At 70.1% G+C, this 22,935-nt stretch carries 16 protein-coding genes and 1 pseudogene; 8 read left to right on the top strand and 9 right to left on the bottom strand.

Annotation, left to right across the window (positions count from 1 at the left end; all coding sequences use genetic code 11):
- Positions 1-30 precede the first annotated feature (30 nt).
- A complete protein-coding gene (locus tag RBT54_RS12825; protein WP_320367463.1) occupies positions 31-873 on the top strand; it encodes a class I SAM-dependent methyltransferase in 843 nt (280 codons plus the stop codon).
- Between the two features lie 67 nt (positions 874-940).
- Here the strand turns inward: RBT54_RS12825 and RBT54_RS12820 are convergent, their stop codons facing one another.
- The 4 genes from RBT54_RS12820 to RBT54_RS12805 form a co-directional block, all read right to left on the bottom strand.
- Positions 941-2,248 (bottom strand): tryptophan--tRNA ligase, encoded by a 1,308-nt coding sequence (locus tag RBT54_RS12820; protein ID WP_320367462.1) that lies wholly within the window; start codon positions 2,246-2,248, stop codon positions 941-943.
- Between the two features lie 222 nt (positions 2,249-2,470).
- Positions 2,471-2,884, bottom strand: a complete 414-nt coding sequence (locus tag RBT54_RS12815; RefSeq protein WP_320367461.1) for a hypothetical protein — start codon at positions 2,882-2,884, stop codon at positions 2,471-2,473.
- A gap of 77 nt (positions 2,885-2,961) precedes the next feature.
- Positions 2,962-5,748 carry an EAL domain-containing protein gene (locus RBT54_RS12810; RefSeq protein ID WP_320367460.1) on the bottom strand — a complete coding sequence of 929 codons (2,787 nt, stop codon included), beginning with the start codon at positions 5,746-5,748 and terminating at the stop codon, positions 2,962-2,964.
- A 137-nt stretch (positions 5,749-5,885) separates the two neighbouring features.
- Positions 5,886-7,046 carry an MFS transporter gene (locus RBT54_RS12805; protein ID WP_320367459.1) on the bottom strand — a complete coding sequence of 387 codons (1,161 nt, stop codon included), beginning with the start codon at positions 7,044-7,046 and terminating at the stop codon, positions 5,886-5,888.
- A gap of 205 nt (positions 7,047-7,251) precedes the next feature.
- Here RBT54_RS12805 and RBT54_RS12800 point away from each other — a divergent pair, with 205 nt between their 5' ends.
- From RBT54_RS12800 to RBT54_RS12785, 4 genes are all read left to right on the top strand, one after another.
- Positions 7,252-7,884 carry a DOMON-like domain-containing protein gene (locus RBT54_RS12800; RefSeq protein WP_320367458.1) on the top strand — a complete coding sequence of 211 codons (633 nt, stop codon included), beginning with the start codon at positions 7,252-7,254 and terminating at the stop codon, positions 7,882-7,884.
- 4 nt (positions 7,885-7,888) lie between these two features.
- Positions 7,889-9,112, top strand: coding sequence for a DUF1343 domain-containing protein (locus RBT54_RS12795; protein WP_320367457.1), 1,224 nt, complete (start codon positions 7,889-7,891; stop codon positions 9,110-9,112).
- 130 nt (positions 9,113-9,242) lie between these two features.
- A complete protein-coding gene (locus RBT54_RS12790; RefSeq protein ID WP_320367456.1) occupies positions 9,243-9,725 on the top strand; it encodes a glycine zipper domain-containing protein in 483 nt (160 codons plus the stop codon).
- A gap of 31 nt (positions 9,726-9,756) precedes the next feature.
- Positions 9,757-10,797: a hypothetical protein gene (locus RBT54_RS12785; RefSeq protein ID WP_320367455.1), complete on the top strand. Its 1,041-nt coding sequence runs from the start codon at positions 9,757-9,759 to the stop codon at positions 10,795-10,797.
- A 150-nt stretch (positions 10,798-10,947) separates the two neighbouring features.
- Here RBT54_RS12785 and RBT54_RS12780 read toward each other — a convergent pair whose 3' ends face one another.
- Positions 10,948-14,679, bottom strand: coding sequence for a TIR domain-containing protein (locus tag RBT54_RS12780; RefSeq protein ID WP_320367454.1), 3,732 nt, complete (start codon positions 14,677-14,679; stop codon positions 10,948-10,950).
- A 165-nt stretch (positions 14,680-14,844) separates the two neighbouring features.
- On the bottom strand, positions 14,845-16,449 hold the full coding sequence (locus RBT54_RS12775; RefSeq protein WP_320367453.1) for a SulP family inorganic anion transporter: 1,605 nt from the start codon (positions 16,447-16,449) through the stop codon (positions 14,845-14,847).
- A gap of 237 nt (positions 16,450-16,686) precedes the next feature.
- Between RBT54_RS12775 and RBT54_RS12770 the strand changes: the two genes are divergently transcribed.
- Entirely contained in the window at positions 16,687-17,631 is a 945-nt protein-coding gene (locus tag RBT54_RS12770; protein WP_320367452.1) for a ribose-phosphate pyrophosphokinase, read from the top strand.
- Positions 17,632-17,657: 26 nt separating this feature from the next.
- Here the strand turns inward: RBT54_RS12770 and RBT54_RS12765 are convergent, their stop codons facing one another.
- From RBT54_RS12765 to RBT54_RS12755, 3 genes are all read right to left on the bottom strand, one after another.
- Positions 17,658-18,569, bottom strand: coding sequence for a bestrophin family protein (locus RBT54_RS12765; RefSeq protein ID WP_320367451.1), 912 nt, complete (start codon positions 18,567-18,569; stop codon positions 17,658-17,660).
- Between the two features lie 149 nt (positions 18,570-18,718).
- A complete protein-coding gene (locus RBT54_RS12760) occupies positions 18,719-19,192 on the bottom strand; it encodes a phosphate-starvation-inducible PsiE family protein (protein WP_320367450.1) in 474 nt (157 codons plus the stop codon).
- Positions 19,193-19,268: 76 nt separating this feature from the next.
- Entirely contained in the window at positions 19,269-19,676 is a 408-nt protein-coding gene (locus RBT54_RS12755) for a TerB family tellurite resistance protein (protein ID WP_320367449.1), read from the bottom strand.
- A gap of 171 nt (positions 19,677-19,847) precedes the next feature.
- Between RBT54_RS12755 and RBT54_RS12750 the strand changes: the two genes are divergently transcribed.
- Positions 19,848-20,741 carry a LysR family transcriptional regulator gene (locus RBT54_RS12750; RefSeq protein ID WP_320367448.1) on the top strand — a complete coding sequence of 298 codons (894 nt, stop codon included), beginning with the start codon at positions 19,848-19,850 and terminating at the stop codon, positions 20,739-20,741.
- A 9-nt stretch (positions 20,742-20,750) separates the two neighbouring features.
- Positions 20,751-22,895: pseudogene (locus RBT54_RS12745) on the top strand (BCCT family transporter).
- Positions 22,896-22,935 lie beyond the last annotated feature (40 nt).

Genomic DNA, 22,935 nt, shown 5'->3' with positions numbered 1-22,935 from the left:
AATCCCACTCCCACTCCAAGGAGACTCATCATGAATGCCCCCACCGAACTGCGCGCAGCCATCGCCGCCACCCCGGATCTGGCCGCGATCAAGCTGCGCCAGCAGGCCACCTGGGCCAGCGGCGACTACGCGGTCATCGGCACCACCCTGCAGATCGTCGGCGAGAACCTCGCCGAAGCCGCGGACGTGCGCGCCGGCGAACGTGTGCTCGACGTCGCCGCCGGCAACGGCAACGCCACGCTGGCCGCGGCGCGCCGCTTCGCCGACGTGACCTCGACCGATTACGTGCCCACGCTGCTCGACAAGGCCGCCGCGCGCGCACGCGCCGAAGGGCTGGCGGTCGATTTCCAGGTCGCCGACGTCGAGGCCCTGCCCTTCGCCGACGGCGAGTTCGACGTCGCGCTGTCGACCTTCGGCGCAATGTTCGCGCCCGACCACCAGCGCACCGCCGAAGAACTGCTGCGGGTCGTGCGTCCGGGCGGGCGCATCGGCTTCGCCGCATGGACGCCGGAGGGTTTCATCGGCCGCCTGTTCCGCACCGTCGGCGCGCACGTGCCGCCGCCGGCGGGGCTGCGCTCGCCGGTGAAATGGGGCGACGAGCCCTATCTGGTGGAATTGTTCGGCGCCCACGCCGAGGACATCCAGTGCAGCCGGCGCAGCTTCAACTTCCGCTACCGCTCGCCCGCGCACTGGATCGACGTCTTCCGCAACTACTACGGCCCCACGCACAAGGCCTTCGCCGCGCTCGACGAGGCCGGCCAGGCCCGCCTGCAGGCCGACCTGGCGGCGCTGCTCGAGTCGCTCAACGTCGGCGGCGCGGACTCGCTGGTGGTGCCGGGCGAATACCTGGAGGTGGTGATCACCCGGCATTGAAGGACCGGGCCGAAGGAACGCTGACCGATGCGCGCGCGGCCGGCGCTTGCCCGGTCGCGGCGCCGGCTCAGGCGGCGAAGGCCGCCAGTGCCTCGCTCAGCTCGGCCGGGGCGACGTCCTCGGCCAGCGCGGCCACCGTCTGCCCATCGACCACGATGTTCGCGCCCTCGACGGCGAACGCTGTGCCCTGCTTCAGCGCCGCCACCACCGCGCCCGCCTCGCGCGGCGAAGCAAAGCCCGCACCCTGCAGCAGCAGGCGGCCGTCGGCGTCGACCAGCTTGAAGTGGAAGCGGCCGTCGGCCTCGCGGTACTGCTTGAACTGCGGCAGCGCGGCCTTCGCCTTCTCCGCCTTCGCCGCCTGGGGCACGCTGGCCAGGTTGCGCAGGCCAACGGCGTGGCGCAGCTCGGCGAGGAAGGGGGTGGCGATCGCGCGCGCCTTGGCGGCGCCTTCGTGCAGGTGTTTCTCGATGCGCGCCGGCTCGGCGATCAGCGCCAGGTAGTGCTCGCGCATCGGCGCCACCGCGGCCTCGATGCGCTCGAACAGCGCCTGCTTGGCGTCGCCCCAGGCGATGCCCTCGTCGAAGGCGGTGCGCATCGCGCGCGTCTCCTCGGCGGTCGAAAACGCCTGGTGGAGCTGGAACAGCGCCGAGCCGTCGGCGTCCTTGGGCTCGCCCGGCGCCTTGGAGTCGGTGACGATCGAGAAGATCAGCTTCTTGAGCTCGGCGGTGGGCGCGAACAGCGGGATGGTGTTGTCGTAGCTCTTGCTCATCTTGCGGCCGTCCAGCCCGGGCAGGGTGGCGACCGAGGCGTCGATGGCGGCCTCGGGGAGCACGAAATGCTCGCCGTAGATGTGGTTGAAGCTGCCGGCGATGTCGCGCGCCATCTCGATGTGCTGGATCTGGTCGCGCCCGACCGGCACCGAGTGCGCCTTGAACATCAGGATGTCGGCGGCCATCAGCACCGGGTACATGTACAGGCCCATGTTGACCCCGGCGTCCGGATCCACGCCCTCGGCGGTGTTGCGATCCACCGCCGCCTTGTAGGCGTGGGCGCGGTTGAGCAGGCCCTTGCCGGCGACACAGGTGATCAGCCAGGTGAGTTCCGGGATCTCGGGGATGTCGGACTGGCGGTAGAACCACACGCGGTCGGTGTCGAGCCCGGCGGCGAGCCAGGTGGCGGCGATCTCCAGCGTCGAGCGCTGCACGCGCAGCGGGTCGGTGGTCTTGATCAGCGCGTGGTAGTCGGCCAGGAAGTAGAAGCTCTCCACCCCGGGCTGGCGGCTGGCGGCCACCGCCGGACGGATGGCGCCGGCGTAGTTGCCGAGATGGGGCGTGCCCGAGGTGGTGATCCCGGTGAGGACGCGCTGGACAGTCATGGATCGCTCCGGCTCAAACTGGACAAAGACCGCGAGTTTAACGGCTTCGGCGCGTGCGGATAAGGCAGATCGCGGGCGATCGCAAACCATGCGGGTGGCGCGCCTGCCGTGGGAGCGGGCTTGCCCGCGAATGGCGCGTTCCGGACCACCGCCTTCACGGGCAAGCGCCCTCCCACAGCGCCGCCTCCGATCCGCGACCGCTTTCTGGCGGATCGGTCGCGTTCACTCCTTCCAGCGCAGCGACAAGCGCGCACCGCCGCCCGGCGTCAGCTCGACCCAGTGCTCCTGGGTCGCGCCGGCGTAGGTCGCGGTGATCCGGTAGCGCCCGGGCGCGGGAACGTCGAGCTGGCCGATCGGCCCGCAGGATGATTCGACCCTGCGGTCGGCGAGCGGATCATCCACCCGCGTCGCCACGTCGGTCACGAAGCCGCCCTCGGTGGTGGAAAAGAACAACGTGAGCGCATGCATCGCGACCTCGGCGCGCATGCGCTCCGACTCCTCGAGGCCGATACCGCCGCACTCGAGGCGCAGCGCCGGCTCGTCCCCAGCCACGACCTGGGCCGACGCCGGAACAACGGGCACGAGCAGGACGAACGCGAGAAGGAGGGCGAAGCGATTTCCGGCAAGGGTGTTCATATAGGGCATTTCCCGTCAGCACCCGAATCGGGCACCTGCATTGTTGCCGCACGGCCGACGCAGGGCAAGCCGGCGGATCAGACGGCAGTTGGCCGCAGCCACTCCTGCGGCCACTCCTCCATCGGCTGTGGCCGCCCGTACAGGTAGCCCTGGAAGCCGGTGCAGCCCTGCGCCTTCAGGAATGCAGCCTGCTCGACCGTCTCCACCCCCTCGGCGATGACCCCGAGTGCGAGCGATGCGCTCATGCCGAGGATGGCGCGGACGATGGTTTCGCTGCTCGCGTCATCGAGCATGTCGCGAACGAAGGACTGATCGATCTTGAGCTGATCCAGGGGCATGCGCTTGAGGTAGGACAGCGACGAATACCCGGTGCCGAAGTCGTCGAGCGCGAAACGCAGGCCGCGCACCTTCAGGTAGGCCATGCGCGCGACCGCCTCGTCGCGGTCGCCAAGGATCACGCTCTCGGTCAGTTCGAGCTTCAGGCCCGCCGGATCCACGGCGTGGCGTTCGACACAGGCGAGCACCTGGTCGACGAAATCGGGCTGGTGGAACTGGCGTGCGCTGACGTTGACCGAGATGCTCAGCGCCCGCGTTTCCGGCTGCGCCTGCCACGCCGCGAGCTGGGCGCATGCCGTATCCAGCACCCATTGACCGATCGGCACGATCAGGCCGGTTTCCTCTGCGACCGGGATGAACGCCGCCGGCGACACGAACCGCCCGTCGTCATCGACCCAGCGGATCAGGGCCTCCGCCCCCGTGACCCGCCCCGCGGCGTCGACCTGGGGCTGATAGAAGAGGCGGAACGCGGCGTTCGCCAGCGCCGCGCGCAAGCCTTGCTCCATGGCCGCGTGAGCGTCCACCAGCGACTGCATCTGCGGGCTGAAGAAGCGGATGGTGTTGCGCCCTTCGTCCTTCGCGGTGAACAGCGCCACCTCGGCCTGCTTGAACAGATTCTCCTGCGACCACTGCCGGCCCTTGAACAAGGTGATGCCGATGCTGTGGGTGACATAGCTCAGGGTGACGGAACCCTCGAGTGCGTATGGCTCGTTGAGCTTGCCGTGGATCTCTCGGGCCAGCGCCTCGGCGCGCAGCAGCGCATCCTCCACACATTCGCCCAGATTCTCGACGATGACGCCGAAGTCGTCGTCGCCCTGGCGTGCGATCGTAGCCGCCTCGTCCACGACCAGGCGCAGCCGGCGGGCGATTGCGCGCAGCAATTCGTCGCCGAGCACGTGACCGCGGGTATCGTTGAGCTGCTTGAAACGATCGATGTCGAGCAGCAGCAACATGCCGAACGCGCCACTGCTGGCACTGGCCAGGATCGCATGCTGCAGGCGGTCGCGCAGCATGGCGCGGTTGGGGAGCTCGGTGAGCGGGTCGTGGTAAGCCAGGCGGTGCACCAGCTCTTCCGAACGCCGACGCAGGGTGATGTCCTCTTTGACGGCGACATAATTGGTCACCGCCCCGGCTGCATCGCGAATCGGTGCGACGGTGGCAAGCTCGATGTAGATCGAACCGTCCTTGCGGGTGTTGTGGAACTCGCCCCGCCAGACTTCGCCGCGCAGCAACGTTGCCCACAGGTCCTGATAGGTGGTAGTCGGAGTGGCGCCCTGGTTGAGGATGCGCGGATTGCCGCCGATCAGCTCCTCGCGCGCGTACCCGGTGTTGCGTACGAATGCGTCATTGACGTACTCGATACACCCCCCGGCGTCGGTGATGACGATGCTCTCGGGGCTTTGCTCGACTGCCATCGAAAGGCGGCGGAGTTCCTGATCGCGCTCAGCCAGCGCCGCCTCGCGCCGCTCGAGTCCTGCCGCCATCCGATTGATGCCCTTCTCCAGCGCACGCAACTCGCGCACGGACGAGCCGACCTCGACTCTCGCATCGAGGCGACCTCCACCGATCGTCTCGACCACTTCACGGACGCGCCGCGCCCATCGCCCGATCAAGGCATGGACCACCAGGCGCGCAAGCACGGCCGACACCAGGGTGACCAGCGCGAGCAATGCGACGCGAATGCGGAAGACTCGGTCGATCTCGCCCAGCGTGGCTCCGAGCGGCGCGCCGATGGCAACGAAGATATCGTCCCCGGCAAAGCTGACGCTGCGCGCGCCATAGAGGCGGACCTGGCCACCCGCATCGGTTACTTCGGCGGGGCGCTCCGACGTGCGCGCGATGCTCAGCAACGCGGCCATTTGCGCGGGCGGAAGCGCCTGACCCTGCTCGCCCATCGACGAGCCCGCGAGGAGCAGACCGTCACGCGAGATCAGATTGGCCTCCCAGCCCGCCGGCAGCCCGTAGCCCACGATCAGGCGATCGAACCAGCGAAAACCGATCGACGCAAACAGCGTCGCGCGCAGTGTGCCGGCCTCGTCCCGCACCGGGTAGCCGAACACCAGGCCAGGCTGGCCGGAGATGCGGCCGATGACGAACTCCCCCTGCGTCAGGCCCGTAGCCGAACTCGCGTCGGAAAACCACTTCCGATCCTGCACCGATGTCGCGCTGACGGCGCCCCGGCCGCTGCAGAAAACGCGTCCGTCAGGCAGGGCCGCGCCCAGGTTGTTGTACTCGCTCAGGGTTGCCAGCATCCGCCCCGCCAGCGCCGAGCAGGCTCGCGGCTCGATCTCCTGCAAATCGTTCGCGCGCGACATGACCTCAAGCGTGCCCTGCACCGATTCCAGCGCGAGCACTTCCTGCTGTTCGGACACGGACAGCATGCGCAGCACATTGGCCTCGAGCTCGCCCGCCCGTTCGTGCCGCTGCGCCTGGTAGTCCAGGGCCACCATCGAGAAGATCGGCAGCACGGCGACCAGCACGACGGCCCACAGACGCAGATTGAGCGACATCGGCAGCCTGCCCTTCATCCTTGCCTCTCAAGAAATGGACCACGCCCGGCACCTGGCCGTCGTGTGCGAACTGCATGCTGCAGCAACAACTCAATTTGGGCAATGACGAAATCCGGCGCTCCCTGTAATCATGCACAAACCGGCGGAAAGAGCCCTCACGAAGACCGATAGAGCGGCCGCAGCGCAATCAGCCCCAGCACCGGCCCGGGCAGCAGCACCCACGCCACGCGGTCACCGATCAGGGGCCACAGGCGGGTGGTGAGTTCGATCGACGCCATCGTGATCGCGAACCCGATCGCGTTCTGGAAGGCGAGCGCGCTGCCCACGCTCTCCGGCGCGCAGGCGCGCGCGGACAGGGCCGAGAAATGCGGCGAATCGGCGACCACGCTCGCGCCCCACACCAGCATCAAAGCGGCGAGCAGCAGCGGCGGCCAGCCGGCGGCGAAGGGGTAGATCGCACAGCACAGCGCCGACACCGCCAGCGCGAGCGCCGCGACCCGCGCGCTGCCGATGCGCCGGCTGAGCACACCGCCGAGCACACAGCCGGCGGCGCCGATCCCGATCACCGCGAACGCCGGCCCGGCGGACGAGCCCGCCTCGGCCCCGCGTGCGGCCGTCACCAGCAGCGGCACCAGCGTCCAGAACGCGTACAGCTCCCACTGGTGGCCGAAGTAACCGAAGGCCGAGGCCCGGAAGCGCGGATCGCGCAGCGCATACAGGCCTTCTCCCAGGCGCAGCCGCGGCGCGCCGGCGCGGCGGGCGAGATGCGGCCCGTCGCCGAGCACGAAGATCATCACCGCCGCCAGCAGCGCCAGCACCGAGGACACCAGCAGGGTCGCCTGCCAGCCCCAGCCGACGTCGAGCGCGCGCACCCCGTGGGGCAGCGCGGTGCCCAGGGTGAGCATGCCGACCAGCCAGGCGAGCGCCGCGCCCGCATGCTGCGGCACCCAGCTCACCACCAGCTTCATGCCCAGCGGGTACACCCCGGCGAGCGCCAGCCCGACCACGAAGCGCCAGGCCAGGCCTTCGCCCAGGCCGTGCGCGAGCAGCGCAAATCCGGCGTTGGCCACGGCACCGAGCACCGCACACACGGCGAAGATCCGGCTCGCCGCAAAACGGTCGGCCAGGCCGCTGAGCGAAAACCCGAGCGTGCCGAGGATGAAGCCGAGCTGCACCGCGATCGTCAGCCGCCCGATGTCGGCCGCCTGCAGCGCCCACGCGCGCATCAGGTCGTCGCCCGCGCTGTTGGCGGAGAACCACAGCGAGGTGCCGAAGAGCTGGGCGATGACGATGACGGCGAGGGGAGATGAGCGCATGGCGTGGCAGTGTGCGGCGGCGGGCGCAGGCGCTCAAGCGGGGAAATCCCTTGCGGCAGCCCCAGCGCAACTCGCCAAGGCGTGCCGCCTGTCCTTGGGTGCCGACGCCCGAAGCGGCTACCATTGCGGCTTTCATCCGCCCGCATCGACAGGCGCCCAGGCGCCGGTGGACTACCCTTCACCACACTGATCAACCCCGCCCATCGTGACCTCGCCCCGCCCCGAACGCCCGCGCGTCCCCCTCATCACCGTCGGTCTGCGCCCTCACCCCACCAGCCCCGATGCCGGCACCCCCGCTGCCGGCCCGGTCGGCCGTCTGCTGGCGACCATGTTTGCGCCGCCCGAAGGCGGTGCGGTGTTCGAGTTCCACCTCGAGGACACCCGCCTCGGCAAGCTCGCCATCCCCGCGTCGATCCCCGAAGCGCAGCGATCCAGGCCGGTGGACGGGCTGTGGCAGCACACCTGCTTCGAGGTCTTCCTCGGCGTGCCCGGCGAGCCGCAGTACCGCGAGTACAACTTCTCGCCCTCCGGGCAGTGGGCGGTGTACGCCTTTCGCGCCTGGCGCGAGCGTGACCAGGATTTCGCCCCCGCCGCGGCACCGGAGATCACCTGCACGCAGGAAGACGGCACGCTGGTGCTCGAGGCCTACCTCCCGCCCGAGCTGCTGCCGACGGTGCCGGCTGGCAGCGACCTGCAGGTGAACCTGGCCGCAGTCATCGAGCGCAAGGACGGCCAGTTCGAGTACTGGACGCTGCGTCACGTCTCCGCCCAGCCCGACTTTCACGCCCGCGACACCTTCGTGCTGACCCTGGCCACCGCAACGCACAGGGCGAACTGAGCGCATGGCGAACCCCGTCCGTTTCGGCCTCGACCGCCTGCTCGCCGAACCCGCGCTGCGCCGCCCGCTCGCTGGCCGCCGCGTCGCCCTGCTCGCCCACCCGGCCTCGGTGACGCGCGCGCTCACCCACTCGCTCGACGCGCTCGCCGCGCTGCCCGAGCTCACCCTGTCGGCGGCCTTCGGCCCGCAGCATGGCCTGCGCGGCGACAAGCAGGACAACATGGTGGAGTCGCCCGACTACACCGACCCGCTGCTCGGCATTCCGGTGTTCAGCCTGTACGGCGAGGTGCGCCGCCCCACCGCGGCGATGATGGACACCTTCGACGTGTTGCTGGTCGACCTGCAGGACCTCGGCTGCCGGATCTACACCTTCATCACCACGCTGCGCTACGTGCTCGAAGAAGCAGCGAAGCACGGCAAGTCGGTGTGGGTGCTCGACCGCCCCAACCCCGCCGGCCGTCCGGTCGAAGGCACGCTGCTGCGCGAAGGCTGGGAGAGCTTCGTCGGTGCCGGCGCGCTGCCGATGCGCCACGGCATGACCATGGGCGAACTCGCCGCCTGGTTCGTCGCCACCCTGAAGCTCGACGTCGACTGGCGCGTGATCGACATGGAAGGCTGGCAGCCCGACGCCGCCCCCGGCTTCGGCTGGCCGCTGGGCGAGCGCAGCTGGATCAACCCCAGCCCCAACGCGCCCAACCTGTGGATGGCGCGCGCCTACGCCGGCACCGTGATGCTGGAGGGCACCACGCTGTCCGAAGGCCGCGGCACCACCCGACCGCTGGAGCTCTTCGGCGCCCCCGACCTCGACGCGCGCGCGCTCGTCGCCGAGATGCGCGCGCTGGCGCCCGACTGGCTCGCCGGCTGCGTGCTGCGCGAGTGCTGGTTCGAACCCACCTTCCACAAGCACGCCGGCAAGCTGTGCAACGGGGTACAGATCCACGTCGAGGACCCGGCGCACTACGAGCACACGACATTTCGCCCCTGGCGAGTGCAGGCGCTCGCCTTCAAGGCCCTCCGCCGGCTGCAGCCGGACTACCCGCTGTGGCGTGACTTTGCCTACGAGTACGAGCACGACCGCCTGGCGATCGACCTGATCAACGGCTCGCCGCTGCTGCGCGAATGGGTGGATGACGCGAATGCGACGCCCGCCGACCTAGATGCGCTCGCCTGTGCGGACGAGGCCGCCTGGCTCGACACGCGCCGCCCCTTCCTGCGCTACCCGGGCTGAACCGCCCGCTCAGCCACGCGGGCAAGCAGGACGCCCACGCTGGCCTAGAATGAATCTGAGCCTTCGCCCTGCCGCCGCCGCGCCCCGGGCGGCGCAGGTCCGCTCTCCTCTTCCTCCGGAGGTGATCGCCATGCTCGGAATTCCTGCCGTGCGCCCACTGGCCGCGGCCCTTGCCGCCGCCCTGGTGCTGGTTTCGGCGACCGGCTGCGAGAACATGCAGAAGCGCGACTGGGGCACCGCGATCGGCGGCATCCTCGGTGGCATCGCCGGCTACAAGCTCGGCAAGGACAGCGCCGGCGGCGCCGCAATCGGCGCGCTGGTTGGCGGCGTGGTGGGGCGCATGATCGGCCAGTACATGGACGACGCCGACAAGAAGCGCCTCGCCGAAACCATCGATGCGGCGCCGAGCGGGCAGACGGTGAGCTGGCACAACGACGACACCGGGCGCGACTTCGCGGTGACACCCACCTCGGACTTCTACGCCGACGCCGGCAAGGAGTGCCGCCGTTTCGACCAGGTGGTGTACGTCGACGGCCGGCGCGAGGTCATGGAAGGCGTGGCCTGCCGCACGCCGGGCGACGACAGCTTCGATTTCAGCGGCCAGTCCGCCTGAGCGCCTGCGCCGCCTGCGCAAGGAGTCTCCGATGAAACACACGATCGCACGCCGCAGCCTGTGTCTCGTCCTCGGTCTCGCGCTGGCCGGGCTGCCGCCCGCGGCGAGCGCGCAGGGCATCGAGCAGAACCCTTCCGGGCAAATCAGCGCGCAGCCTGGCGCGGTGCCCGCTCCAACGCCCACCCCGAGCCCCGCCGCGGGGACGAGGGATGGACCGCCCGCCCCGCCCAACGGCGGCGAGGGTGACGAGCGCCGCTCCGGTGGCGGTAGCAACTGGCTGATTCCGGCGATCCTCGTCGGCGCGACGGCACTGTTCGCGATCGGCAAGGCACTCTCCGAAGAGAAGACCGAGCAGCGTGACGACGACGCGGCCACCCGTGCCCTGCTGCGCGACGGTCCGCAGCTCGCCCCGCAGTACAACGGCAGCGCCTTCGGCGTGCGCGGCCTGGTGCGCGGCGGCTGGCCGGTGGTGGTCGATTACGCCCAGCAGCGCCCCGGGCGCGTTCTGCTGCGGATCGCGATCCCGGGCGCCGAGACCGTCACCTACCGGCTCGACAAGTTCGGTCCCGGTCGCCACGTGCTGCGCTTCGATCTGCCGCCCTTCCTCGGCGACCGCCTCAAGCCCGCGGTGATCGCGCTCACCGCGGCCGACCTCGACACCGGCCGCGAGACCATCGACGGCTTCAGCGTCCTCGGCCTGGGCATCGGCCCGCGCGCGGTGGGCTCGGTGGCGGTCGACCGGCTCGAATTCGATCCCGGCCTGATGCGCCCGGCGCGCGGGGAGACCGCCGGCTACGCCTTCCATTCACGCTCCGACTTCGACCACGCCGCGGTCGAGTTCATGCAGGTCACGCAGAGCCCGGACGGTGTGCGCAAACGCTACGTGCGCGGCCAGCGCATCGGCCCGGTGCAGCGCGAGCACCGCGTCGAGAGCGCGCCCACGCAGCGCTGGGACGGCCGCGACGAACAGGCGCAACTGTCGGCCGGCCGCCACCAGCTTCAGGTGCGCGTGTGGGACGACGGCGGCGACTGGGTCGGGGCGTGGTCGGAGTCGGTCGTGCTGGTGCAGTGAAGCACACGCCCCAAGCCGTTCAGGTGGGCGCCAGCCTGCCACGCCCCGCATGGGCGAACGCAGTAAGGCTGTGAGCGCAGTCTTTGTGGGGCGTGCCCACAGCGCCGCCAGCCACTAGGCCGTCAGCAGACGGCACCGTCGGGGCGCCCGTCAGTGCTCGCAGCCGCTCGCCGCGCGTTGCTCCGTGTGCATGAACTCGCACCACTCCGCGCGCGGGAGGGCACGGATCGCGCCGTGCTCGTCCATCGTCGTCGCGTTGCCGAGCGCGAGCCAGGCCGCCACGCCGGCGGCGCCGGTTTCGGCCAGCGGCCAGCGCCAGCGCCGCGCCTGCAGGGCATCCGCGGTGAGCAGGCCGTCGTCGATCGTCCCGCGCTCGGGAAACAGCACGTCCGAACGCAGCAGGGCGCTGAGGGGCCGGCCGCCGACCGCGTCCCACAGGCGTACGCTGCTGGCGCCCCACAGCACGACGCGCTCGCCGTCGAGCAGGGCACCGCCGCGCGCGCCCTCATCGAGCGCGAGCGGTGGCGACAGGCGGTCGCCGGGACCGAGACGGCGGACCAGCGGGCCCGCACCGAGCAAGGCGTATTCGCCCTGCGTGTCGAGCAGTTCGTAACCGTGCAGGCCGAGCGCGTCGAGCCGCGCCTTCAACGTGGCGTCCGGCGCCTGCGCACGCGGCAGGGCCGCGTCCGCACCCGGCGCCGCCGGCGCGGTGAGCTCGAGCGCCGGCTGCCGCCGCCACAGCCGCACGCTGCCGTTGTCCGCCCAGGTGAGGATCGCGCCGCCCGCCTCGTCGAGGGCCGCGCCCACGACACGGCCGGGGTGCTGCAGTGGCAGGCTCAGCGGCGTCAGCGTGCCGGCGTCCCACAGCCGCGCCCCCGTCGCCTGGCTCCAGGCCAGCACGCGGGTGCCATCGGCACTGGCCGCGGCCAGCACCGGGGCGTCGGCGAGGTGATGGCGGCCGCGCGCGGCCAGCTCGCCATGCTCCAGGTTCCAGGTCTCGAGCCACCCATCGGCGCCGGCAGTGACGAGCCGCCTTGCGCCCGCCAGCAGCAGCACCCGCGACAGGCTGCCCTCACGATCGAGCGGGCGCTCGATGCGCGCCGCGCCATCGGCCGCCTGCCACACCCGCAGCCGGCCGCGGCCAGCGCTCCACGACACCACCACGCCGGCTTCGGCATCGAAGCGCACGCCGTCGATCAGCTCGGGCGAGTTCCAGCGCGCGGTCACCCGGCCCACGGCCGGGTCGTGGCGAATCAATGCCGTGTCGCAGAAGCTGATCGCGCTGCGCCCGTCGGCGGCGACCTCCACCCCGCGCGGCGCGCAGGCGGTCTCCCAGGTCACGGTCGCGCCCGCCGCGTCCGCGCGCCAGAACTGGCCGGCGGCGCTCCAGGCCAGCAGCCCGCCACCATCGACGAAGGCCGCGCCAGCGAGCGCGCGGCCCGCGAGCAGATGCCCGCCAGGCGCGCCTTCGGGCAGATCCCACCGGCGCACACCGTCGTCGCCCCAGCCGACGAGCCGACGCCCGTCGCGGGCGCCGGCAATCCGCGCCACTCCGCCCTGTGCCAGCGCGCGCGGCGGCGCCCCCTTGCCCCACAGCCACACGCCACCGCCGGCGTCACGGGTGACCACCGCCCCGCCGGCGAGGACGAGCCCGTCCGCCACCGCATCGGGGTGCTCGAAGCGCGCACGCTGGCGGCCATCGGCCAGGTCGTACACGATCGCCTCGCGGCCGCGCCAGGCCAGCAGCACGCTCGGGAGCTCCCCCCTACGCCCGTCCACGCCATCCCGTGCGTCGCGTGCGTCTCGCCCATCCACGTCATCTGGCACGTGCGCCCCACCTTCCGCACCCGTCCACAGGCGCACGCCGTCCGGCGCGCCCGGCAGGGTGATCTCGCCCGCCAAAGCGACACCGCCGGCGAGCATGCCGATCGCGATCAGGGCGTTGTCGCGCGCCGGACCGTGACCGCCAAGGTCGGCCGCACGCGCGAGGTAGTGGGCAGCGCGCAGCGCGTCGTCGCCGGCATCGCGCGCGGCCAGCGCTCCGCTCCAGTAACTGTCGATGCGTTGCCGGGCGGCCTCGCGCTGCTGTTGCCAGAAGCCGGCGCCGAGCGCGGCCGAGGCGAGCACCAGCACGGCCAGGCCGCCACGTGCGCCCAGGCGGCGCAGGCGCGCACGACGCTCGGCCGCGGCACTGGCGTCGGTGTAGGCGCGCAGCGTCTCGCCGAGTTCGTCGGCGCGCTCGGCCTGCCAGCGCCGCGCCTCGGCGAGCGGGCCGCCACGCAGCAGCAGGCCGGTGTCGGCCGGCGCGCGCTGCCAGGCCTCGGCCGCGGCCAGTGCGTGCTGGCGCCAGAGCAGGAACACGCGGTCCTCGTCGAGCCAGCGGCGTAGCTGGTCCCAGGCCCGGAACAAGGCCTCGTGGGCCACTTCCAGCATGCGGGCGCCGCCCTCCTCCTGGCCGGACACCAGCAGGCGGGCGGCGACCAGGGCCTCGAGCAGCGGGTGCGCGGCCGCGGGCAGATCCTGCCAACGCGCCGCGCGCCGCGTGTAACCGCCCTCGGGCTCGACGCGCACCAGTTGGCGGAAGGCCTGGCGCAGCGCCGCGAGCACCTCGGGCGCCGGGGCCAGCGCGCCGAGCACCGCCTCGGCCTCGTGGCGGATCGCACCCTCCAGGCCGCCGAAGCGCGCGCGGTACTCGTCGAGGGTGAGGCGACGGTCGTCGCCGAAGTCGCGCCACAGCCGGTTCAGCGTGAACGCGAGCAGCGGCAGCGCGTCGGGGCTGCCGGTGTCGTGCGCGACCGCCTCGACCAGGCCATCCTCGAGTTCGAGCCCGGCGACGCGCGCCGGAGCGGTGATGATCTCGGCGAAGTGACTGGCGCTCATCGGCGCCAGCGGCTGCTGGCGGAAGGGCAGCGCGCCCCACGCCGGATGCGCCTGCAGCGCGCCGACGTAATCCGCGCGCAGGGTCGCCAGGCAGTAGAGCTCGCCGGCCTCGGGAGCCAGCGCCGCGCGCAAGGCCTGCACGAAGCGCGCCGCGGCCTCGGGTGCGCTGGTGGTGACGAGCTCCTCGAGCTGGTCGACGACGAGCAGCACCGCCGGCCGCCCCGGCTCGGCGGCGAAGGCCGACGCGAGCGCCGCGCCGAGCGCCGCCGGCGTGTCTGCAGGCGCGGGTTGGCTCGGCAGCAGTAGGTGCGCGAGTTCCTCGTCGGGTTGGCGCAAGGGTCGCATCGGGGCGAGCACGCGCCAGTCGGGCATGCGCGCAATACGCGGCAGCACGCCGGCGCGCACCAGCGAGGACTTGCCGCTACCCGAGGCGCCGACCACCACCAGCAGGCGCTCGCCGCCGTAGCGGCGCATCTGCGCCAGGGTGTCGAGGCATCGGCGCTGCTCCTGCTCGCGGCCGAAATACACCGCCGCATCGGCGGCCTGGAAGGGCGCGAGGCCGGGATAGGGCGCGCGCCCGCGCTCCCACGCGAAACTGTCGGCCGGGTCCAGCCCGGCGCCGCGCATGCCGCGCCAGAGCCGGGCGTAGCCGTCCTCCGCGTCGGCGCGCAGATCGACCACCTGGGTGTCGACCAGCAGCGGGCGCAGGGTGCATTCGCCGATCAGCACCGGGAACAGGTGCTTGCCGAGCGCACGCGCGTGGGTGATCTCGGCAAAGCACCAGTCGGAAGCCATCGAGTGCGCGCTGCACAGCACCACCACGCCGCTGCAACTGCGCAGCCGGGCGTAGATCTCGCGCTCCCAGTCGCGCCCGGCGGGGATGCCGTCGGCGGGGTCGAAGTCGAGAAACAGCGACTGGTAGCCCTGGGCGCGCAGGCGCGCGGCCATCTCCTCGGCCGCCTGCCGGTCGCGACTGCTGTGGCTGATGAAGATCCCCGACACCGCCGCCCTCCCGCACACCTGCCATACCGGACCGCAGCATGCGCCCGCCGGTGCAGGCCGCCAAGCCCCGGGGGCACCTCTCGAGCCAGGCCTTGCTCGACCTCCTTGCGCTCGCCCTTGAGCGCCCCCCTTCTCGCCGCCCCCTTTTTGCCGCCCCTTCCTGCGCTACCCGGGCTGCGCCACCAGGCCGCGCGCCTCGGCCAGCGCCGCCTCCAGATCATCGCGCAGGAGGCCCGCGGGCAGGTGCGGCGCGCGCAGGCGCAGCAACTGCTCGAAGATGGTCGGCGGCACCACGACGAGGGCAGCGATCGATTGCGCCTTGAGGCGCTCGATCATCTCCTCGAGCGCAAACTGCGCCGACAGGTCCATGAACGGCACCCGGCTGCAATCGAACACCGCCACCCGGGTGCCGATCACCTGATCCACGCGGTCGAGCAACTGGCTCGCCGAACCGAAGAAGAAGGCGCCGTCGATCTCGATGACGCGGATGCCGCTCTCCAGGTCCGCATCGAGGCGCCCGCCGTCGTCCGCCGGGTCCCGATGCAGCGGGCGCACGCGAAAGCTTGCCTGGCGCGCGAGGCGGTGGATGATCAGCATCATCGACAGCACCACCCCGGCGCCCACCGCCACGATCAGGTCCACCAGCACGGTGAGCACGAACACGGCCCCCATCACCGCAACGTCGGCGCGCGGTGCGGTATGTACCAGGCGCAGCATGCGGTAGTCGAGGATGTCCACGCCGACCTTGATCAGGATGCCGGCCAGCACCGCGAGCGGGATGCGCTCGGCCAGCGGCCCCAGCCCGAGCAGCAGCGCGAGCAGGAACAATGCATGCACCACGCCCAACGTCCGCCCACGCCCGCCCGACTTGATGTTGATCACCGTGCGCATGGTCGCGCCCGCCCCCGGCAGTCCGCCGACGAAGGCGCACAGCAGGTTGCCGACGCCCTGGCCGATGAGTTCGCGGTTGGAATGATGACGGGTGCGGGTGATCGAGTCGGCGACCAGCGAGGTCAGCAGGCTGTCGATGCTGCCGAGCAGGCCGAGCGTGATGCCGAGCAGCAGCACGGTGGTCCAGGTTTCGAGCGTGAATGCGGGCAGCACCAGGCCGGGCAGCCCGCTCGGGATATCACCGATCACCGGCACCGAGAAGCCGGCGACGACCGCGAGCGCGGTCATGGCGACCAGCGCCACCAGCGGCGCCGGCACGATCCGGCTCACTGCCATCGGTGTGCGGAACACGATCAGCAGGGTGAGGAAGCCGAGCAGCAACGCCTCGCCGTTGACCTGCGCCAGCACGCCGGGCAGGCCGATCACCGCGGCCAGCGGCGAGGACGGCGGCGGCGCACCGACGAGCGGCGCGCTCTGCAGCAGGATGATGATGACGCCGATGCCGCTCATGAAGCCCGACACCACCGGATAGGGGATGAAGCGCACCAGCACGCCCGCGCGCAGCAGGCCAAGCCCGATCTGTACCAGCCCGCCGATCATCACCGCGGCCATCGCCACCGCCAGGTCGCCACCCACCACGGAGAACGCGGAGGCGAAAACCACCGTCATCGGCCCGGTCGGCCCGGAGATCTGCATGCGCGTGCCGCCGAGCAGCGCGGCGACGAGGCCGAGTACGATCGCGCCGTACAGCCCGGCCGCAGCCCCCGCGCCGGAAGCCACGCCGAAGGCGAGCGCCAGCGGCAGGGCGACGACCCCCGCGGTGAGCCCGCCGAAAAAATCCCCCTGCAGACGGCCGAACGGCGAGCCATGCGCAATCATGAGCGCCTCGAGTCAGAGCACGCGTCCGGGCGGTTCGGACGCTTGCACCGGAGCTTTTTCCAGCCGCCTTGTTTTGGGCAACGATGTGGCAAAAATCGACCGTCCGCAAGCCCCCGATGCGCCTTTCGCGCGCCGTCTTCCCGTAGCATTGCGCCTGCGGCCAACGCGTCGGTGACATCAAGCCCGCTTTCCAAGCGCGGCCGCGGCTGCTCAATCCACCACAGGAGTTTTCGACCGATGATCAAGCACGGCCTACAGATCTTCGCCTGCAACGCCAGCCGTGATATCGCGGGCGACATCGCCCAGCGCCTTGGCCTGCGCCTCGGGCAGCTCGAGATCTCGCGCTTTTCCAACGACAACCTGCGCGTGCAGATCCAGGAGAACGTGCGCGAGCGCGACGTCTTCGTGGTGCAGTCCTTCACCGAGCCGGTAAGCGAGCACATCATGGAACTGATGATCACGCTCGATGCGCTGCGCAGCGCCTCGGCGCAGCGCATCACCGCGGTGATCCCCTATTACTCCTACGCGCGCTCGGACAAGAAGGACGCGCCGCGCATCTCGATCACCGGCCGCCTGATCGCCGACCTGCTGCAGACCGCCGGCGCCAACCGGGTGCTGACCATGGACCTGCACGCCGACCAGGTGCATGGCTTCTTCAGCGTGCCTGTCGATCACCTGACCGCGGTGTCGATGGTCGCCGAGCACTTCCGCAACCGCTACGACCTGTCGAACATGGTCGCGGTCGCCACCGACGCCGGCGGTGCCAAGCGCACCGGGCGCTTCTCGGAGAAGCTCGGCATCCCGATGGCGATCATCGACAAGCGCCGGGTCTCGGACACGGCGGTCAAGCAGGGGCACGTAGTCGGCGAGGTCGTCGGGCGCGACGTGGTGATCTTCGAGGACGAGATCGCCACCGCAGGCACGCTGGTGTCGTCGGTGGCGACGCTCAAGGCCGCCGGGGCGCGCAGCGTGCATGCCGCCGCCACCCACGGCGTGCTGTGCGGGCCTGCGATCGAGCGCCTGCGCGATGCGGCAATCGACTCGATCGTGGTCACCAACACGGTGAGCCTGCCCGCCGACAAGCGCCTCGACAAGCTCACCGTGCTCAACGTCGCGCCGCTGTTCGCGGCCGCGATCGAGCGCATCCACAGCGGGCAGAGCGTGGGCGTGCTGTTCGAGTGAGGCGCGTCGCGGCGCCCACCGCATGCTCAGTTGAGCACGAAGTCGGCATCCGGCTGCGGGGCAGGCGGCGGCACCTCACCCAGCAGTTCACGTAGGCTCGCGTCGATGGCGGCGACGATGGCATCGAGCGCCAGGTCGTTCGCCATCGTGCCGAAGGGCTCCTCGATCTCGTCGCTGAGCGCTTCCAGCGCAAAGAAGGTGTAGGACACGAACCCCACCACCAGCGGCGTCATCCAGCCGGTCGTATCCACCAGACCGAAGGGCAGCAGCATGCAGTACGAGTATGAGCTGCGATGCAGGATCACCGAGTAGGTGAAGGGCAGCGGCGTGTTGGCGATGCGCTCGCAACCGCCCAGCGCGGCCGACAGCTCGTCGACCGAGCGCTCCATGTGCTGGGCCAGCATCGGCGACAGACGGCCTGCATCGCGCACGCCGCGTATCCATTGACCGAGCCAAAGCAGCACCAGTGCGGGTGCGAAGCGCGCGGTCCGCACGCGCGCAAGCACCTCTTCAGGCAGCAGCCCGTGGAGCCCTTCATCACGCGGGCGGCCGCGCAACTGGTTGCGCATCGTGGTCGCGAAGGCGATCAACCCCAAAACGAAGGGTCGTACATCGACGTCGTCGTTGGTCAGCGTCAGCGCATGCCGCGAGAGATTACGCGCCTCGACCAGCACCACCCCCCAGAACTTGCGCGCCTCCCAGTAACGGTCGTAGCTGGCGTTGATGCGAAAACCCAGGAAGATCGCCAGGGCGACCCCCATCAACGAGAACGGCGCCGAGGTCAGCGTGACCTTGATGTGGAAGAGCTGACCGTGCGCGACCACCACCGCGCACGCCAGTAGCAGCACGAAAAGCTGCTGCGGCAAGATGCGCCGCAACAACGAGCCGCGGCGGACAAAGAGCAGGTGAATCCAGTGCGGGCGGGGACGAACGATCACGACGGGCAGACGCAAGAGAGGACGGAAGGGGCTGAATTCTGACAGCTTCCGTGCCGTGGCGAGGCGATATCCGCAGCAGAGGATCCCCGCGCAATGCAGCCCGAGGCGACCAGATGCTGGCGTCAATGGCGTTGATCCGGAGCGGCCCCTCACTCAGCCGGTCGCGCCGACACCAGCCAGTAGGTCACGCCCAGCGCGAGCACGATCACGCCGATCGCGAACAGGTACATCGGCTCCAGCGTGGTCAGGTCGAGCACGATGACCTTGCGCGCGATCGCCATCAGCGCGGTCGCGATCACCAGTTTGACGTGGATGACGTCGTCGCGCAGGTAGAGCGTGATGTTGACGAAGATCTCGATCGCGATCAGCACCGCCAGAAAGGCGGCGAAGACGACGAAGATGTCGTTGAGGTCGAGGAGCAGGAAGGGCGGGGCGGACAGCTTCTCGTAGAGCACGAGGACGACGTCGGCCACCGTCCACAGGATCACCGCCACCATCAGCACCGCGAGCACGCGGATCGCCTGGCGGATGACCCAGTGCAGGCGGTCGATCAGCGGATCGTCGACACGCTCGCCAAGGTGGTTGTCGTGCTCCGGCGGGCGCGCCATCTTCGGGGTGTCCATGTCCTCCTCCAGGGTGCCGGCATTGCGCCGCACGCTTCGCCGCGCCGGGCGTTGGCGCCCGGCGCGGCGATCGCGATCAGTTCAGACCGCTTGCGGCGACGCGCGCGCCCCACTTCTGCAGCGCCCGCGCGAGCACCTCGACCTCGGCCGTGGTCTCCACGCCGTCCGCGCTGACGATGTCCTGCATCGTGTGCAGCAGGGCGCGCTGCAGCGCCGGATCGGCGATGTCCTCGAGCAGCAGGTCGAGCACCTCGTCGGCCACTTTCAGGCGCATGCCGTCGAGGTAGTGCGCGCTCAGGAGCAGGTCGTCGCAGTACTCGCGCAGGATGCGCTCGAACTCCGCGCTGCCGAGCCCCAGGCGGCGAGCGAGGTCGGCTTCCATCAGGGCGTCGATCTCGTTGCGGTCAAGGCCGCCGTCGGCAAGCACGGTGAGGGCGAGCAGGCGGGTGGCGGCCGGGCGGCTGTCGGTTTCGTAGTGGCGCATGGTGCGGTCTCCTTGTTGTGTCGGGATGGCTGCAGGGGTCGGGTCGGCCGGGTGGGTAGACCCCGGTGCCACTGCAGACAGTTGCAGCCTAAAGGAGAAGTAATCGCACAAAAAGTCGATTATTAGTCGCTATATAATCTATTTTTTCGATGGAACGCCGGAGCCTGAAACGTGACCGAACTGAACTTCAAGCACCTGCGCTACTTCTGGACGGTGGCGCGGGTGGGCACGATCGCCGAGGCCGGCCGCGTGCTGGATCTGGCGCCGCATTCGATCAGCGCCCAGATCGCGACCTTCGAGGCCGCGCTCGGCGTCAGCCTGTTCCGCCGCGTCGGGCGCCGGCTGGTGCTCACCGAGGCGGGCGAGCGCATCCTCGGCCATGCGGAGCAGATCTTCGCGCTCGGCGACCAGATCTTGGACCTGGTGCGCGACGACACGCTGCGCCGTAGCCTGCCGTTTCGCATCGGTTTCCCCGATTCGATGCCCAAATCCGTCATCCACCGCCTGATCGAGCCCGCACTGCATGTGGAACGCCCCGGTCGCCTGGTGTGCCGCGAGGCACCGCTCGCCGAGTTGCTGGCCGAGCTGGCGGTGCACCGGCTCGACCTGGTGATCGCCGACCGGCCGATGCCGCCCGAGGTCAGCGTGCGTGGCTACAGCACGCTGCTCGGCGAGAGCACGCTGACGGTGTTCGCGGCGCCCGCGCTCGCCGCACGCCTGGCCGATGGCTTTCCGGCAACGCTCGACGGCGCGCCCTTCCTGCTGCCGGGCGAGGACGTCGCCCACCGTGGCGCGCTGCTGCAGTGGTTCGAGACGCAGCGCGTGCGCCCGTCGATCGTCGCCGAATTCGACGACAGCGCACTGATGAAGGCCTTCGCCCAGAGCGGCACGGGCGCGTTCGTTGCACCGACCACGATCGCCGACACCGTGTGCCACCAGTACGGCCTGGAGGCGGTCGGCGAGATTGCGGAGGTCAGCAGCGAGGTCTACGCAATCACCACCGAGCGCCGACTGTCGCATCCGGCGATGCAGGCGATCCGGGAGCGGGCGGGCAAAATGGGCTGATATATCAGCGTGCTACAATTCACACCTTTCCATTTGCACAAATTATTTTACACACCTCTGCGTGCACGCAAATGGTCCGCTCCCACCTCCCCCCCTGGAGACCCGACGCCTGACACAAACAGAAAATCCTCCTCCACCATCCGGATCCCGGTGTTCGCGCCGGCGGTCATCGTCACCTTCCTGCTGGTGGTCGGCACCATCAGCAACCCCACCCTCGCCGGCGAGATCTTCTCGTCCACGCTGGCCTGGATCACCAGGACCTTCGGCTGGTTCTACATGTTGTCGGTGGTGATCTTCCTCGTCTTCGTCGTCGCCATCGGCTTCTCGCGCTGGGGCAACATCAAGCTCGGCCCCGATCACGCCACTCCGCAGTACAGCTTCCCGGCCTGGTTCGCGATGCTGTTCTCGGCCGGCTACGGCATCGCGGTGCTGTTCTTCGGCGTGGCCGAGCCGGTGCTGCACTACGCCTCGCCGCCGCAGGGCGCGGCCGAGACCGTGGACGCCGCGCGCCAGGCGATGCAGATCGCCTTCTTCCACTAGGGCTTCCACATCTGGGGCATCTACGGCCTGGTCGGCCTGGTGCTGGCCTACTTCGCCTTCCGTCATGGCCTGCCGCTGTCGATGCGCTCGGCGCTGTACCCGCTGATCGGCGAGCGCATCTATGGCCCGATCGGTCACACGGTGGACGTCATCGCCATCCTCGGCACCCTGTTCGGCATCGCCACCACGCTCGGCCTGTCGGTCACCCAGATCAACGCCGGCCTCAACTACCTGTGGCCGTCGATCCCGGTCGGCACCACGGTGCAGGTGATCGCGATCGCGGTGATCACCGCGCTGGCGCTGATCTCGGTGCTCGCTGGTCTGGACAAGGGGGTCAAGAACCTGTCCATCCTCAACATGGTGCTGGCGGTCGCGCTGATGCTGTTCGTGTTCGCGGTCGGCCCCACCATCATGATCCTCGAGACCTTCCTGCAGAACACCGGTGCCTACCTCAACAACATCGTCGAGCGCACCTTCAACCTGCAGGCCTACTCACGCGGAGACTGGATCGGCAACTGGACGCTGTTCATCTTCGGCTGGACCATCGCCTGGGCGCCGTTCGTGGGCCTCTTCATCGCCAAGATCTCGCGCGGGCGCACCATCCGCCAGTTCGTGTTCGGCGTGCTGCTGGTGCCGTCGATATTCACCTTCCTGTGGTTCTCGATCTTCGGCGACACCGCGCTGCACCTGATCATGGTCGAGGGCTACAGCGCGCTCATCGACGAGGTGCAGGCGGATCACGCACTCGCCCTGTTCAAGCTCTTCGAGCGCCTGCCGCTGACCTCGATCGTGTCCTTCATGACGGTGATCCTGATCGTGACCTTCTTCGTCACCTCGTCCGACTCGGGCTCGCTCGTCATCGACGCGCTCGCCTCGGGCGGCGCGGCGAAGACGCCGGCCTGGCAGCGCGCCTTCTGGGCCATCACCGAAGGCGTGGTCGCCTCGGTGTTGCTACTCGCCGGCGGTCTCAAGGCGCTGCAGACCATGACCATCGCCAGCGCGCTGCCGTTCGCGATCATCATGCTCATCGCCGCCTTCGGCATGTGGCGGGCGCTGATCATCGAGGGCCACCGCGAGGTGTCGTTGCAGTCGCACATGGCGCGCAGCCGCACCGGCGCGGGCACCTGGAAGAAGCGCCTGGAAGAGCTGGTGCGCTTTCCGGCGCACGCGCAGGTCGACGCCTTCATCCGCGGCCCGGTCGCCGACAGCATGAAGCACGTGCAGCGCGAACTCGGCGCGCAGGGCTGGACCTCGGAGGTGGTGCTCGACGCCGATTCGGGACGCGCCTTCATCGAGGTGGTGAAGGAAGGCCAGATCGACTTCATCTACGATATCCGCATGGTCGAGTATGCGATGCCGGAGTACGCCTTCCCCGAGATCGCCGAGGACAACCCCAAGCACTACTACCGCGCCGAGGTCTTCCTGCGTCGCGGCGGACAGTCGTACGACATCTACGGCTACGAGGGCCAGCAGATCATCGACGACATCCTCGACCAGTTCGAGAAGTACCTGCACTTCCTGCACATCTCGCCGGGCAGCCTGCCGTGGAAGATGCAGGAGCACGACGACATGCTGACCGCGGCACCGGCCAGCGAAGCCACGCAGCGACGCTGAGCGTCGCCGCAGGCAAGCACAAAAAAGGCGCTGACGATCG

It is taken from the genome of Thauera sp., from assembly GCF_034003485.1.
Taxonomy (GTDB): domain Bacteria; phylum Pseudomonadota; class Gammaproteobacteria; order Burkholderiales; family Rhodocyclaceae; genus Thauera.
Note: the sequence above shows the minus strand (reverse complement) of the source record. Positions and strands in the feature narration are given on the sequence as shown.